A 13,642-nucleotide genomic window follows, 5' to 3' on the forward strand; every position below is an offset into this window, starting at 1 on the left:
AGGCAAACTGGACTTCTCCGCCTTCAACTCGCATGCCCGCTGAAGGCCGTTACCCACTCCGTTTTCAAAAGAGCCACATTTTTATTGTTCGCATTCACCTGAATGTATGGACCGCTGAAACGGCTGCGTTATTGCACCGGTAATACGGAGTAAGCGTTACTTACACATTCTCACGGCAGCGCCCACTGCCAGCACGTAGAGTGGCACCGGGTCGTGTGAATCGGCGTTGCAAGCCGGGCCGCGATCGGCAATTCAGCTATCGAGGAAAGTGTTTGATGAAAAAGAATCGAATCATCGCGGCGCTCTTGTGCGCAACCCTGGGTCTCGGTGCGAGCGCGACTTTCGCGCAGCCGTCGCATGACGGACCGGATCGTGGCAGCGATCATGGCAATGACCACGGCGACGCACATCGTCCCGATCACGCACCCGGACGCGCACCGGTGGTGGTCGGCCACGATGCGCCGCGCCCGCAGGAGCATGCGGACCACGATCGCGGGCATCCCGACTGGCGCAAGGGCGACCGTCTGTCGGCGGATTATCGTGATCGCCAATATGTCGTCGATGACTGGCACGGCCACGGCCTGCATCAACCGCCGCGCGGATATCAGTGGGTCGGCGTAGGCGCGGATTATCTGCTGGTGGCGGTGGGCACGGGATTGATCGCGCAGGTGGTGCTGTCGCAGTAAGCGGCGAGATCGAGTGGCGCGGTGCGTTAAGCCGGCATCGCGCGACTGCCGGTTAATCCTCGTCTGCGAACAGCGATGCCTGCGATGCGCGCGCCGATGCACCGCTCGCCGGCCGGCTGGCGAGGAACGCATCGCGATCCTTGCCGGCGATCCACTGCGGTGCGCGACCGCGCCCGCTCCATGTTGCGCCGCTTGCCGGGTCGCGGTACTTGATGGCGACCTCGGACGCGGCACCCGGCGTCTCGGGCTTGCGGCCCAACAGTTCGTTTAGCGTGATGCCGTATTCGCGCATCTTCTCCACGATTTCAATTAGCGCGAGCCGCTCTTCTTTGCGCCGTGCTTCGGCAAGTTCTCTTTCCAGCGATTCTCTTTGCGCCATTAACTCGGCGACTTGCGGACTTCTGTACGTCATGTTCGTATCGGGCGTCGGGTAAGCGATGTCAGCGCCCGCGCATGGCGGGGCGAAATTTCGATGCAGGGAGCGCGTGAATCGCGCGGCAAGGCGCGGCGTTGGAAGCCGCGAAAACCAGAGGTTAACACGAAGTGAGTTTGTGGGCAGAGCGGCGGGCGTGCTTGCCGGCAAACGAATGACTGTTCATTCGAGCCGCCCGCTCACGCTGTCTTTCTCACTTGCCCGCGTGCAGCGAACTTCATCAGGGTTCCTTACCTGCCTCGGTTGCCCCGCTATCCATGTGCGCCGAAGGCTGCAAGAACGAGATCTTTTTCCGACGCAAGGCAATCAAAGGGCGTATTAACACCATACAAGCCGTGACCTTCGCGACGACAAAAGCAAAAAGGCCAGCTTCCCCGTAAGGGAAGCTGGCCTCTTCATCCATCGAACGTTAAACGAGCCTTAAGCCGCCGCGTCCTTCAGCTTCTTGAGCGCGCGCGCCTTGATACGCACGCTTGCCGGCTTGGCCGGGAACCAGCGCTCTTCACCGGTGAACGGGTCTTTGCCGAAGCGCTTCTTCTTCGCCGGGACAGTTTGCGCCGAAATCTTCAACAGACCCGACAGCGTGAACTCGCCGGAGCCCTTCTTGTGAACCGAGCCGAGGATGGTGTCTTCCAGCGCGACCAGCACGGCCTTGACGGCCTTGACGTCGACTTCGGCGCGATCCGCCAGATGCGCAGCGAGCGATGCCTTCGTGAAGGTGTCCTTGATCGGCGACAGCGCACCCGCGGTCTTCTTCACGGCGACGCTCTTGGTGGGTACTTTCTTCGCGGCAACCTTCGATGCTGCTTTCTTTGCCGGTGCAGCGGTCTTCACCGTGGCCTTCTTGGCCGTGGCTTTCTTGGCAGCGGTTTTTGCGGAAGTCGGCATGTTTCTCCTACCTGTTTTGGTCAGTGATATCGGAATACGTCAGCACCGATGCGTTCGTATCAACGCCGGATTCTACATAGCGCAGACGTGTTCGTGCGAGTCTTTTGCGTTTTTATATCGTTTTTTTAGGGGTTTTTCGTGGTGTAGCACTGACACGCGAGCCGCTCGTCACGCATCGCATCGCTTTCGGTGCACTGCAATGCAGCTTATCCGTGACGCGATGCACGACGCGCGATGTGCGCAATCAGCGGATAGTGATCGGATGCGATGCGCGCAAGCCGCGAGCGATGCACGTCCACTCGCATCAGCCGTTCGCCCGGATGCACCCAGATTCGATCGAGCGCAAAGAGCGGATAGCGCGTCGGAAACGTGCGCAGCGCACGTGCGCGATGAAAGTGCGTGACGAGCCGCCGCAGCGTACGGCCATAGACGAACCACTCGTTCAGATCGCCGAGCAGGATCACGGGCAGCGCGGGCGTATCGAAGCTCTGCAGCACCTGCTCGACTTGCGCGCGGCGCTCGCTCGATGCAAGCCCGAGATGCGTCGCGACGACGCGCCATAGTTCGCCGTTGCAGTCGATATCCGCATCGAGCGCGCCGCGCGGCTCGCGGCTTCGAAACGACAGATCGAGCGTGCGCACCGCGCGCACTGGATAACGCGTCAGCACCGCGTTGCCATAGCGGCGCTCCGGTGTATCGAGAGTCGGGCCCGCAACCGCATGGAGACCCGTCATGCGTTGCAGGCCGTCGAGGACATCGGGATGACCGTTGCCGCCGAGCGGCACTTCCTGTAGCGCGAAGATATCCGCATCCATTTCCGCAAGCACGCCGGCGATGCGTTCCGGCGCGAACTTGCCGTCGATACCCACTGCGCCATGCACGTTGTAGGTCGCGATGCGTAGTTCCTTCACGCGCGTCGCGCTCATCGTTTCGATGTCGATTCCGGCTTCGTGCATCAACGTCATGAACTGACCTCGTCGTGATTGCGCGACGACGCATCGTCGGCGGCGTGGGGGGCGGCGTTCGCGGCGCTGTCGCGCGGCATCACGCCGCGTTCGCGCAGGCGGCTCGCGCGTTGCGCTTCGTCGCTGGCGCGCGCCTTGTCGGCATCGCTCGGGGCGCCTTCCGGCACCTTCTCGTTGCGATCACCGCGACGTCCCAGGAAGCGCTGCAGCAGTATCGATACGCCGATCAGCACCACGCCGATGCCGATGAGCACGGCAAACGAGCCGACCGTCGGATGACGCAGCGAAGCGACGAGCTGATGCGCGAACGCGACTGTCAACAGAATGCCGGGGCCCATGCCGAGCAGCGTGCCAATGAGAAAATCGCGCATGCGAATGTGCGATGCGCCGGCGACCAGATTCACGATTGCAAACGGCGCAACGGGTAACAGGCGCAGCACCACGACCGCGACGATGCCGCGCTGCGCCACGCGTTCCGACAGCCGGTTCACGCGCGCCCCGGCGACCTTGCGCACCGCATCCCGGCCGAGCCATTGCCCGAGCATGTACGAGATGGAAGCGGCGATTATCGTGCCCGCGAACGCATAGGCGCTGCCCCATCCCGCACCGAACACGAGACCCGTCGTCGCGATCAGCAGCGTGATCGGCACGGAAATCACGGCGGCAGTGACATAGCAGCACAGGATGAGAAGCGGCGCGAGCGGAAGCGCGTCGATGCGCCGCGTCGCCTGGGTCAGCGACTTCAGGTTGATGTATTCGCCGAGCGGCGTCCAGTGCCATACGGCCGCCACGCCGACGACGAGAAGCGCAAGCACGCCGAGCAGCGCAAAGCGCCCGATGAGCGGCCGTGTCCTTTCCGCGGGCACGAACTGATCGACGAGTTCATCGGCGGCAATCGGCGTTTCAGGGTCGACGAGCGCCTCGGGCGGAATGAGCTGATCGAGCTCGCGCGACACTTCGGGATCGAGCGGCACCAGCGTGCGATGTTCGTCGCGGTCGCGTGAAAGCGCCTGAATCGCGGCGTTCAGGCCGCCACGCGCATCACGCTCGCGCACGATGTCCGCCACTTCGCAGCCGAGATGTTCGGCGAGCAGCGTGTCGCGCATCGTCGCGATGGCGCGTCGCAAACGCGCGTCCGCGCCGGCATCGATCGATATGTTGCACTCGCTGTCGAGCACCATCGAGCGATTGTTCAGATTCGCGGAACCGACCATCAGCAGTTCGTCATCGACGATCATCAGCTTGCTATGCACGTTGACGATCTCTTCGCCGAGATTGGGCACGGTCGGGCACATCAGCCGATAGCGGCCGTGACGGTCCGCCTGCTTCAGGAGCTTATGCAGACGCGCGCGCAGCACGCCCATCGTCACTTCCTGCAGCCAGCCGCTTTGATTGCGAGGCACGACGATCGCGAGATCGGGTCCGTCTTCGCGCTCGAGAGAATCCGAAAGCGCCGCGCCGATGGTCCCCGACGTGAAGTACTGATTCTCTATGTAGATGCTGCGGCGGGCGCGCGCAATCGCATCGAGATATTGCGTGCGGATCTGCTGCACGGCGGGGCGGCCGAGATAAGCAGGCTCCGTAAGTGAGATTGCGAGTTGCACGTCTTCGACATCGACGGCGCGCGAAGGCGGCCACGGATCGTTTTGCAGCGCCGCGCGATGCGCGCGGATCGCGAGGCGCCGGCCGCATGCGCGCGACCAGCGTTCGCGTGCAAGCTGGCCGATCTCGCGGGCGGCGTCGCCATCGAACATCGTGTGGACGTCATGGAACGGCTGATACTTCGCACCGTTCGCATCACGGCGATGCGGGTCGTCGGGGTCATGCGACGGCGTGTCCCAGCGCGAGCGCGTGAGATCGAGACCGCCGACGAACGCGAGACGGTCGTCGATCACAACAAGCTTCTGATGCTGCGAGCCGCCGAGCGGATGCTTGCCGTCCATCTGAAACGCGATGCGCCGATGCGTGCGCCAGCCCATTTTGTAGACCGGCAGCCATTCGCGTTCGAACGCGTAAAGCATCGCGAAGTCCCACGCGAGAATGTAGATGCGCAGGCGGCGCTTCTCCGCTGCGATTGCATGCAGGAAGTCGCCGAGCGCTTCCGGATAGCCATCGTTCGAGCCTTCCGGCGTGAGCTTCATGCGGCTGTCGATATCCCAGCCGAGGATGAACACCGTCCGCTCCGCACGCGTGATGGCCTCGCGCAGCACGCGAAAATAATCGGAACCGTCGATGAGCAGGCTGAAGCGATCCGCATGACGCACGCTCGCGCAGTTGCGTCCCGGCTCGAAGAAGGATTCGTCGTGTTTCTCTGCGGTTACTGCGTTCGCGCGAGCATCGCGCATTGGGGCGTCGTTCAAGCGTTCTCCGTCATGTGGGCCTGCATGCCGCAGTGCGTCGCGACATGTCCGTCAGGAGTTTGCAAGCAGCGTGCCCGTGCGCCGATGCCGGTTCTGCACGCGTGCGGCCGTTGCGTTAGTCTCGTCAGTCGAACACAACGTACATCGACCATCGTTCAGAGGACATACCATGGAATATCGACATCTAGGCGCTTCGGGCTTCAAGGTGCCCGTGCTGAGCTTCGGCACCGGCACGTTCGGCGGCAAAGGCGAGTTCTTCCAGGCCTGGGGACAAACCGATGTAAGCGAAGCGCGCCAGCTCATCGACATCTGTCTCGATGCTGGCGTCACCATGTTCGACACCGCCGACATCTATTCGCGCGGCGCGTCGGAATCCATTCTGGGCGAGGCGCTCAAGGGCCGGCGCGACAAGGCCATTATCTCGACGAAAGCCACCTTTCGTTTCGATACGGACGAGCCGAACAGCGTCGGTTCATCGCGCTTTCATCTCATCAACGCCGTCAACGATGCATTGAAGCGCCTGCAGACCGACTACATCGATCTCTTCCAGTTGCATGGGTTCGATGCGAAAACGCCCGTCGAAGAGACGCTGTCCACGCTCGACGATCTCGTGCGCGCGGGCAAGATCCGCTATACCGGGGTATCGAATTTCTCGGGGTGGCATCTGCAGAAATCGCTCGACGTGGCGGATCGCTACGGCTATCCGCGCTATGTCGCCAATCAAACCTATTACTCGCTGATTGGCCGAGACTACGAATGGGAACTGATGCCGCTCGGCCTCGATCAGGGCGTCGGTGCTGTCGTATGGAGTCCGCTCGGATGGGGACGTCTTACGGGCAAGATCCGGCGCGGCCAGCCGCTGCCCGACTCGAGCCGCCTGCATAAAACCGCCGACATGGGGCCGCCGGTGCCCGACGAACACCTCTATCGCGTCGTCGATGCGCTCGATGCCATCGCCGAGGAAACCGGCAAGACCGTGCCGCAGATCGCGTTGAACTGGCTGCTGCAGCGTCCGACTGTCGCGACCGTGCTGATCGGTGCGCGTAACGAGGAGCAGTTGCGGCAGAACCTAGGCGCTGTCGGCTGGAACCTGACCACCGAACAGGTCAAAAGGCTCGATGAAGCGAGCAAGGTGCGGCCGGCGTATCCGTACTGGCATCAGGAAGGTTTCGCGGAGCGCAATCCTTTCCCTGTGTGATTCGCGGTCTAAGTCCAGCTTCGTGCCGTACCGGAACTCTCGAGCCGAGCTGTACCGGTACTGTACAGATGCGAACACTTAAACTGGCTGCAATCGATTCATCTGCGAGATGCGCCATGTCTTCCGATTTTCTCCACGCCCTGCCCGCCGCCGCGCTTTTCGTGCTCGTGACGAGCATCACGCCCGGCCCGAACAATACGATGCTGCTCGCGTCGGGCGTCAATTTCGGGCTGAAGCGCACAGTGCCGCACGTGCTCGGCATCAGCGCGGGCGTCGCGGTGCTGATGCTCGCGGTCGGGTTCGGGCTTGCGCAAGCGTTCGATCGCTTGCCGTGGCTGTATTCCGTGCTCGAAACGGCGAGCGTGGTCTATCTGCTGTATCTCGCATGGAAGATCGGCACGTCGTCGTCGGTGCAGATGCGCGACGGCGAGCGCCGCCCGATGCGGTTTCATGAAGCCCTCGCGTTTCAGTGGGTCAATCCCAAAGCGTGGATGATGGTGCTCACCGCCGCGACGACCATCCATCTGCATGCAAGCCTTTCGCTCAATGCCGCGTTGATGGCGGTAATGTTCGTGCTGGTCGGGCTGCCGTGCATCGTCGCGTGGGCGGCGTTCGGGATGTCGCTGCGGCGTTTTCTCGCGCGTCCGCGTCTGCTGCGCGCATTCAACATCACGATGGCCGCGCTGCTCGTGCTGTCGCTCTATCCGATCGTGGCGCATTACTTTGCGTAACGCGACGAGCGATCGTTATCCGATAAAGCACTTTGCCTCGCTGCCGGACCCGTGCATACTTGGCTTACGCGCCGGCCACGCAAAATGTGCCGTTCCGCTTGCAAGAATGGGACGGCGGTTTGATCACCCATCCAGCGTTTTGTGCGTTGAACGCTGCCGTCATGAACGATCGCAACGTCCGCCGCCCTGGATGATCCTCCGAGGCGGTTTCATCGCCCGGCGTGTACATGCCTCGTTGTTCCCTGGTTCGCGCCGGTTTGGGCGCGGCCGTGAAATCCGTTCAAGGAGTACGCCATGTCTGGAGCCAACCGCCCGTCCGGTCCCGCCACGCGCAAATCCCTCGACCTAGCCGATCAGATCGAGCGCGATGAACTGAAGAGTCATCTGGATGCACAAAACAGCGTCGAGGACGACGAAGACGAGGACGATGAAACCGACTCCGATCGCACGCTAGGCCGTTAGCCCCACAACCTTCTCCGCGCGTTCACGCAACGCGCATCCGACGCCGCAATCACCCTGTTTCCACGGGTCTGCGGCGTTTTTGCTTTGACCAGCGAGAACGCGATGCCCTGCTTGGGCACGCGCGTTGCTTTGACGCTCCGTACCGCGCCACCTTGAACAAAAGCGCGGCACGACCGATGAGCGAAGGCGGCGACGGTGTCCAGTCCGCATGCGAATCGAATCACCAACCGATCCCCGTGGGAGGCTTCATGCTCCGTTACGCTGTCATTTTCTTCATCATTGCGCTCATCGCGGCCTTTTTCGGCTTCGGCGGGATCGCGACGGGCGCGGCGGAAATCGCCAAGATCCTGTTCTTCATCTTCATCGTGATCTTCCTTGCGACTTTGCTGCTCGGCGTATTCAGGCGATGACGCCGACAGCAACGCGAGTGCTGCATTGACTCACGCGCGGGCTTCGACGCCCGCGCGTTTTTTTATGGGCCTTGCGGTTTAGCGAGCCTGAGACGCGGTATTAAGACGGATCGTCTGGCCGTGCTCGAGTACGGTGAACGCATCGGCGGGAAGGCCCGCGTCGCGCACGGCATCGGCAAGGCGACGCGGCGGTTCATCGAGCGGCTCGTCGGTCAGTTCGAAGGCGCCCCAATGAATGCCGATGGCTCTTCGCGCGTGAATGTCTTCGAAGATACGCACCGCTTCCTCCGGATTCACATGCTGCGCATGCATGAACCAGCGAGGATCGTAAGCGCCGATTGGAATCAGCGCGAGGTCGAAGCCGCCGAAGCGGGCGCCGATATCGCGGAAATCGGGCGAGTATCCGGTATCGCCCGCGAAGAAGAAGGAATACGGGCGCGCCGCGCCCTGCGGCGTCTTCACGACCCAACTGCCCCACAACGTTTCCGCGCGGTCGAACGGCGTGCGCGCCGACCAGTGCTGCGCCGGCGCGAACCAGATATCGAGCCCGGCGGCGTGCGTTTCATCGCCCCAGTCGAGTTCCTCCGCGTTCGTCACGTCGATGCGCGCCATCCATGCTTTCACGCCCAACGGCACGAGAAAGCGCGGCGGCCCGCCCGCTTGCCGGTTCAACGCTTCGATGCTCGGCTTGTCGAGATGATCGTAATGATTGTGCGAGATGAGCACGACGTCGATGTGCGGAAGCTCGTCCAGCGTCAGCGCGGGTGGCGTCTTGCGCTTCGGCCCCGCGAAGGAGAACGGCGACGCGCGCTCGGAAAAGACGGGATCGGTGAGAACGTTGACGCCGTCGATCTGCACGAGCGCACTCGCGTGACCGATCCACGTCAGCGTATCGACGCTGCGATTAGCCTTCAGAAACGCGACATCGGGATGCGCCATCGGGAAGCGATAGCCGTTCGCCGGCGGCTTCGGCAACCCTTGCGTGATGCGTTCCCATTGCCACCTCAGAAAAGATTCGCGAGGCAGATCCCCGTAATTGTTTTCGAAGCCCGCAGACGTGTGCGTCGCGTGATGCAGCGGTTGCGGCTGGTTCGCGATCGGACGATGCGGTTCCTCACTGCGCGAGGAGCATCCCGCAAGCAAGGCGAGCGCGCAAATCGACATCCGTGGATAGAACAAAGGGAATTCCAACAGACGAGCAATGCGTCGGCGCATAGGCGTTCGTTCATACGTAATGTAGAAATGGCGCCATGCGCGTACCGACTCTAATTCGCCCGGCGCCCGCAGACACTCGCTAGTCAAGCGAGTCAGCAAGTTCCGAACCGTCGGCCCGCTTCTTGCAATAACCACGCGACGCCGTGAACCGGCGCATCGAACAGACAATGGCGGCGCGCGTCGGAGAAGAAGACGCAGCACGCCAGCATCGACCACGGGGGCCGTATGGGCAGCAGCTCGAGAAGTCACGCATCGCGCACGTTCAATCCGCAATTGCATTCGATGCACGCGATGCTCGTATCGCGCACCGCATCGCATGTCGCAAGCGCATTCACCTCGTACGGACGCGATCAAAGCCTCGCTGAAGGCATCGCGGATGTCGTCGCCCATTGCGGTCACGCGGGGCTCGGCCTTTTTCTCGCTGCCGTCTGGCATTGGCTCGACGAGCGTCGATACTTCGACGCCGCCGATGCCGTGCAGCATTACATCGAAAGCGGCACGATGCCGACGCTCAAGCCTGAGCCGCGCATCGCGCGACGCCGCGATGCGCGTGTGTGACGCTCAGTGCGAATGCCGCGGATTGCCGCGCGTCTCGATGACCTTGAGATAGAGCGTCGCGGGTTCGAGACAGCCGCCCGTCGATAGCTGCCCCACCGTTTGCCGATACAGTTCCTGCCACGGCGTCTGCGCGACGGGCGCGGCGAACGCGGCCTCGTCGCGGCGGCTTTCGAGTTCTGCTTCGTCGAGCATCACGTTGACCGAGCGCGCGTTCAGATCGACACGGATGCGGTCATTCGTGCGCAACAGCGCGAGGCCGCCGCCCACGGCCGCTTCCGGCGACATGTTCAGAATCGACGGGCTCGCCGACGTGCCGCTTTGCCGGCCATCGCCCATGCAAGGCAGCGAATCGACGCCGCGCTTGATCAGTTCCGCCGGCGGCGCCATGTTGACCACTTCCGCGCTGCCCGGATATCCCACGGTGCCGCAACCGCGAATCACGAGGATGCAATGCTCGTCGATCTCGAGCGCGGGATCGTTAATGCGGTCGTGGTAATCCTCGGGGCCATCGAACACGATCGCCCGCGCTTCGAACGTGTTCTCGGCGCCCGGCTCGCTGAGGTAGGTCTTGGTGAACGCTTCGCCGACAACCGACATCTTCATGATCGCGCTATCGAAGAAATTGCCCGACAGCACCATGAAGCCCGCACCGTGCTTGAGCGGGTCGTCCGCGGTGCGGATGACATCGCGATCGGCAGCGGGCGCTTCGTCGGCAATCTCGCCGATCGTGCGGCCCGAGACCGTGTGACAGTCGCGATGCAGCAGGCGCGCGGCATCCAGCTGACGCAGCACGGCCGGGACCCCGCCCGCACGATGAAAGCTCTCGCCAAGATATTCGCCGGCCGGCATGCAATTGACGATGAGCGGGACCTGCTCGCCGTCGCGCTGCCAGTCTTCGAGACTCAGGTCGATGCCCATATGCCGCGCAATGGCGATCAGATGCGGCGGGCAATTGGTCGACGCACCCAGCGCCGACGCCACGACGATCGCATTGCGGAACGCATCGCGCGTCATGATCTTCGACGGACGCAAGTCCTCGCGAACCATATCGACGATGCGCTTGCCTGTCGCGTACGCCATCTGCCCGCGCTCGCGATACGCAGCAGGAATGCTCGCGCACGTCGGCAAGGACATGCCGAGCGCTTCGGCGAGGCTGTTCATCGAGAGCGCGGTGCCCATCGTGTTGCAATGACCGATCGACGGCGACGATGCCGTCGTCAGGCGCATGAAGCCTTCGTAATCGATATCGCCCGCCGCGAGCAGGTTCCGCGCATGCCAGATGACCGTGCCGGAGCCGACGCGCTTGCCTTCGTGCCAGCCGTCGAGCATGGGACCGCCCGACAGCACGATCGCCGGCATGTCGACGGTAGCGGCGGCCATCAGACAGGCGGGCGTAGTCTTGTCGCAGCCGGTCGTGAGGACGACGCCATCGAGCGGAAAGCCATGCAGTATCTCAACGAGGCCGAGATACGCGAGATTGCGGTCGAGCGCGGCGGTCGGACGGCGGCTCTGTTCCGCAAGCGGATGCACGGGAAATTCCATGGGAATGCCGCCAGCGTCGCGGATTCCGGCTTTGGTGCGCGCGGCCAGCTCGATGTGATGGCGATTGCACGGTGCGAGATCGCTGCCCGTTTGCGCAATGCCGATGATCGGCCGGCCCGACTGCAACTCTTCGCGCGTAAGCCCATAGTTCATGAATCGCTCGACATAGAGCGCGGTCATGTCGGCATGCGAAGGATCGTCGAACCATTCCTGGCTGCGCAGGCGGCGGGGTGTTTGCTGGGACATGTCTCTCTCCGTGGGGCGTTCTTGTGCGTTTGTTACCGGTAACATCTGGTCGATATTAACATGCAATGTTCGCGACTCCGTGGGCTTACGCGCTCTCGCGCGGGATCACGTGATAGTCCACGCGAATGCGCTTGCCAGCGCGTCTCACAATGCCCTGCTCATAGGCTTCGAGTGCGGCCAGCAGCGCGGCGCCGGTGCGCGTGCCGATACCATACGCGTCGACGGAGACCGTTGTGATCGATGGCGCGCAGCACGCGGCCACTTCGAAGTTGCCGAAGCCAGCGACGGCGATATCGTCAGGCACCGAAAGCCCGCGCCGATGGCTTTCCATTATCGCGCCGAACGCGGACATGTCGCTCACGCACATCACGGCTTGCGTATCCGGCCATGCATCGAGGAGCGCGGCCATCGCGGGACCGCCGTGACTCATGGTGATCGGTGAATCGCCCAGACGAACGACGCGCCCGGCGTCCAGGCCACGCGCCTTCATCTCCATACGAAAGCCCTTCAGACGATCGAGGCCGCGCCGGTCCAGTTCGCTTGCGCCGCCAACGAAGCCGATGCGCTCGTGGCCACGCTCCGCGAGATAGCGCACCATCTCTCGCGCGGCGTTGACGTTGGAAAAACCGACGGCGGCATCGATCGGATCGGACGGGAAGTCCCACATCTCGACGACAGGCACCCCCGAGCGGCGCAAGAGTGTGCGCGTCGCGTCAGTGTGCCGCGAGCCGGTCAGCGCGATGCAGCGCGGCTGATGACGCAGCATCGAGCGCACCAGGTTCTCTTCGCGGTCGAGGTGATAGTCGGTGTCGCCGATCAGCAACTGCAGGCCGTGCGGTTCCAATGCGGCGGAGAGGCCGCGGACGGTATCGGAGAAATTCGAGCTTGCCAGCGACGGCACCAATACCGCGACGAATTCCGAGCGCCCGGACGAGAGCGCACCGGCGGCGGCATCCGCCACATAGCCGAGATCGTCGATCGCTTTTTGCACGCGCTCGCGCGTCGCAAGGGCGACGCTGTGGCCGGCGAGCACGCGCGACACGGTCATCTTCGACACACCCGCGAGCCGCGCAACGTCCGACATGCGCGGCGGGCCGACCGGAAGTTCATCAACAGTCGCCGACACGTTCCTCAGTCCACCCGTGCCCAGCCGTCCGGCCGCTGCTCGAGCGTCAGATGGAGTTTGGTCTCGCCCGCTTCGCGATCGGCGGCGACGAGATCGGCGAACGCGCGCTTGATATCACGATCGTCTGCCCACGAAGCGACATTGTCGAGCTTGTAGGTGTAAGTCACGTCTGTACGATGCACGTTAGGGTCGGGTTCCGTCCAGGCGACGACTTTGTCGAGCTTCACGCGTGCGTAGCAGAGCATCCATGCGCGGTTGTCGGGAGTCGCGTTGGGGTCACCCGCTTGCCTGACGGTTTCCACCGCGTACTTTTGACCTTCGCCCGTGAGGCTGTAGGAAACGGCGTTTCGCTGCGTGCTGGGAGTCGCGTTGCTCGGCGCGGTGGTCGAGCGAGCGATCAGGCCGCTCTTTTCGAGCGCAGCCAGCTGCTCGCGCAGCGCAGCGGCTGAATATTCGTTGAGGTCGCGTGCCGAATAGGTCGACGGAAAGGTGAAAGGACCACGCCCGCTGCGGTTGAGGCACAGGAGCCCGCGGTTGGTTTTCATGTCGGCGGTGATCGCGTCGCCCAGGCTGGACTCGCTCGCATCGTTCTTCTTGCCACACGCCGTCGTCAACATTGCGACGCTAACGGCGGCAATTACCAGACTCGTTCTCATAGGCGCTCCGATGGGGTCCTCGTCGCGCCATTTTACCGACAGATTCGCCTGGTTCCGCTCTTGCAGCGTTGGATCGCATGCAGAATGCGGCGCCCCAACGCAAAAACCCCACCTTTGTGGGGTGGGGTTTTTGTTTGCGGCATGAGGAGCCTGACGATTACCTACT

At 63.0% G+C, this 13,642-nt stretch carries 14 protein-coding genes; 6 read left to right on the top strand and 8 right to left on the bottom strand.

Annotated features, from left to right (window positions below; all coding sequences use genetic code 11):
- The first annotated feature begins 275 nt into the window (after positions 1-275).
- A complete protein-coding gene (locus AB6804_RS30540) occupies positions 276-686 on the top strand; it encodes an RcnB family protein (protein ID WP_370889641.1) in 411 nt (136 codons plus the stop codon).
- A 52-nt stretch (positions 687-738) separates the two neighbouring features.
- Here the strand turns inward: AB6804_RS30540 and AB6804_RS30545 are convergent, their stop codons facing one another.
- From AB6804_RS30545 to AB6804_RS30560, 4 genes are all read right to left on the bottom strand, one after another.
- Complete coding sequence (locus tag AB6804_RS30545; RefSeq protein WP_370889642.1) at positions 739-1,098, bottom strand: H-NS family nucleoid-associated regulatory protein; 360 nt, start codon at positions 1,096-1,098, stop codon at positions 739-741.
- Between the two features lie 441 nt (positions 1,099-1,539).
- Positions 1,540-2,007 carry an HU family DNA-binding protein gene (locus tag AB6804_RS30550; RefSeq protein ID WP_035967501.1) on the bottom strand — a complete coding sequence of 156 codons (468 nt, stop codon included), beginning with the start codon at positions 2,005-2,007 and terminating at the stop codon, positions 1,540-1,542.
- Positions 2,008-2,213: 206 nt separating this feature from the next.
- Positions 2,214-2,972, bottom strand: coding sequence for an endonuclease/exonuclease/phosphatase family protein (locus AB6804_RS30555; protein ID WP_244795188.1), 759 nt, complete (start codon positions 2,970-2,972; stop codon positions 2,214-2,216).
- Complete coding sequence (locus AB6804_RS30560; RefSeq protein ID WP_370889648.1) at positions 2,969-5,317, bottom strand: VTT domain-containing protein; 2,349 nt, start codon at positions 5,315-5,317, stop codon at positions 2,969-2,971. The genes AB6804_RS30555 and AB6804_RS30560 overlap by 4 nt, the downstream gene beginning before the upstream one ends.
- Before the next feature lie 184 nt (positions 5,318-5,501).
- On the opposite strand from AB6804_RS30560, the gene AB6804_RS30565 reads away from it, so the two are divergent.
- The 4 genes from AB6804_RS30565 to AB6804_RS30580 all read left to right on the top strand — a co-directional run bounded on the left by AB6804_RS30565 (position 5,502) and on the right by AB6804_RS30580 (position 8,133).
- The gene (locus tag AB6804_RS30565; protein ID WP_370889643.1) at positions 5,502-6,530 is read left to right on the top strand and encodes an aldo/keto reductase; all 1,029 of its coding nucleotides are present in this window, start codon (positions 5,502-5,504) and stop codon (positions 6,528-6,530) included.
- 116 nt (positions 6,531-6,646) lie between these two features.
- Positions 6,647-7,261 (top strand): LysE family translocator, encoded by a 615-nt coding sequence (locus tag AB6804_RS30570; protein WP_370889644.1) that lies wholly within the window; start codon positions 6,647-6,649, stop codon positions 7,259-7,261.
- A gap of 294 nt (positions 7,262-7,555) precedes the next feature.
- Positions 7,556-7,723, top strand: coding sequence for a hypothetical protein (locus AB6804_RS30575; protein WP_160174740.1), 168 nt, complete (start codon positions 7,556-7,558; stop codon positions 7,721-7,723).
- A gap of 248 nt (positions 7,724-7,971) precedes the next feature.
- Positions 7,972-8,133 (top strand): DUF1328 domain-containing protein, encoded by a 162-nt coding sequence (locus AB6804_RS30580; RefSeq protein ID WP_035967564.1) that lies wholly within the window; start codon positions 7,972-7,974, stop codon positions 8,131-8,133.
- A 78-nt stretch (positions 8,134-8,211) separates the two neighbouring features.
- Here AB6804_RS30580 and AB6804_RS30585 read toward each other — a convergent pair whose 3' ends face one another.
- On the bottom strand, positions 8,212-9,297 hold the full coding sequence (locus AB6804_RS30585; protein WP_370889649.1) for an MBL fold metallo-hydrolase: 1,086 nt from the start codon (positions 9,295-9,297) through the stop codon (positions 8,212-8,214).
- Between the two features lie 276 nt (positions 9,298-9,573).
- Between AB6804_RS30585 and AB6804_RS30590 the strand changes: the two genes are divergently transcribed.
- Positions 9,574-9,906 (top strand): hypothetical protein, encoded by a 333-nt coding sequence (locus AB6804_RS30590; protein WP_370889645.1) that lies wholly within the window; start codon positions 9,574-9,576, stop codon positions 9,904-9,906.
- Between the two features lie 3 nt (positions 9,907-9,909).
- Here the strand turns inward: AB6804_RS30590 and AB6804_RS30595 are convergent, their stop codons facing one another.
- The 3 genes from AB6804_RS30595 to AB6804_RS30605 form a co-directional block, all read right to left on the bottom strand.
- Positions 9,910-11,694, bottom strand: coding sequence for an IlvD/Edd family dehydratase (locus tag AB6804_RS30595; protein ID WP_370889646.1), 1,785 nt, complete (start codon positions 11,692-11,694; stop codon positions 9,910-9,912).
- 85 nt (positions 11,695-11,779) lie between these two features.
- The gene (locus AB6804_RS30600) at positions 11,780-12,778 is read right to left on the bottom strand and encodes a LacI family DNA-binding transcriptional regulator (protein WP_370889650.1); all 999 of its coding nucleotides are present in this window, start codon (positions 12,776-12,778) and stop codon (positions 11,780-11,782) included.
- Positions 12,779-12,825: 47 nt separating this feature from the next.
- Positions 12,826-13,642: hypothetical protein (locus AB6804_RS30605; protein ID WP_370889647.1), on the bottom strand; the 817-nt coding region annotated here is incomplete at its 5' end.

Origin of the sequence: Caballeronia sp. RCC_10, from assembly GCF_041360715.1 — a bacterium.
In the GTDB taxonomy this organism is placed as follows: Bacteria; Pseudomonadota; Gammaproteobacteria; order Burkholderiales; family Burkholderiaceae; genus Caballeronia; species Caballeronia grimmiae.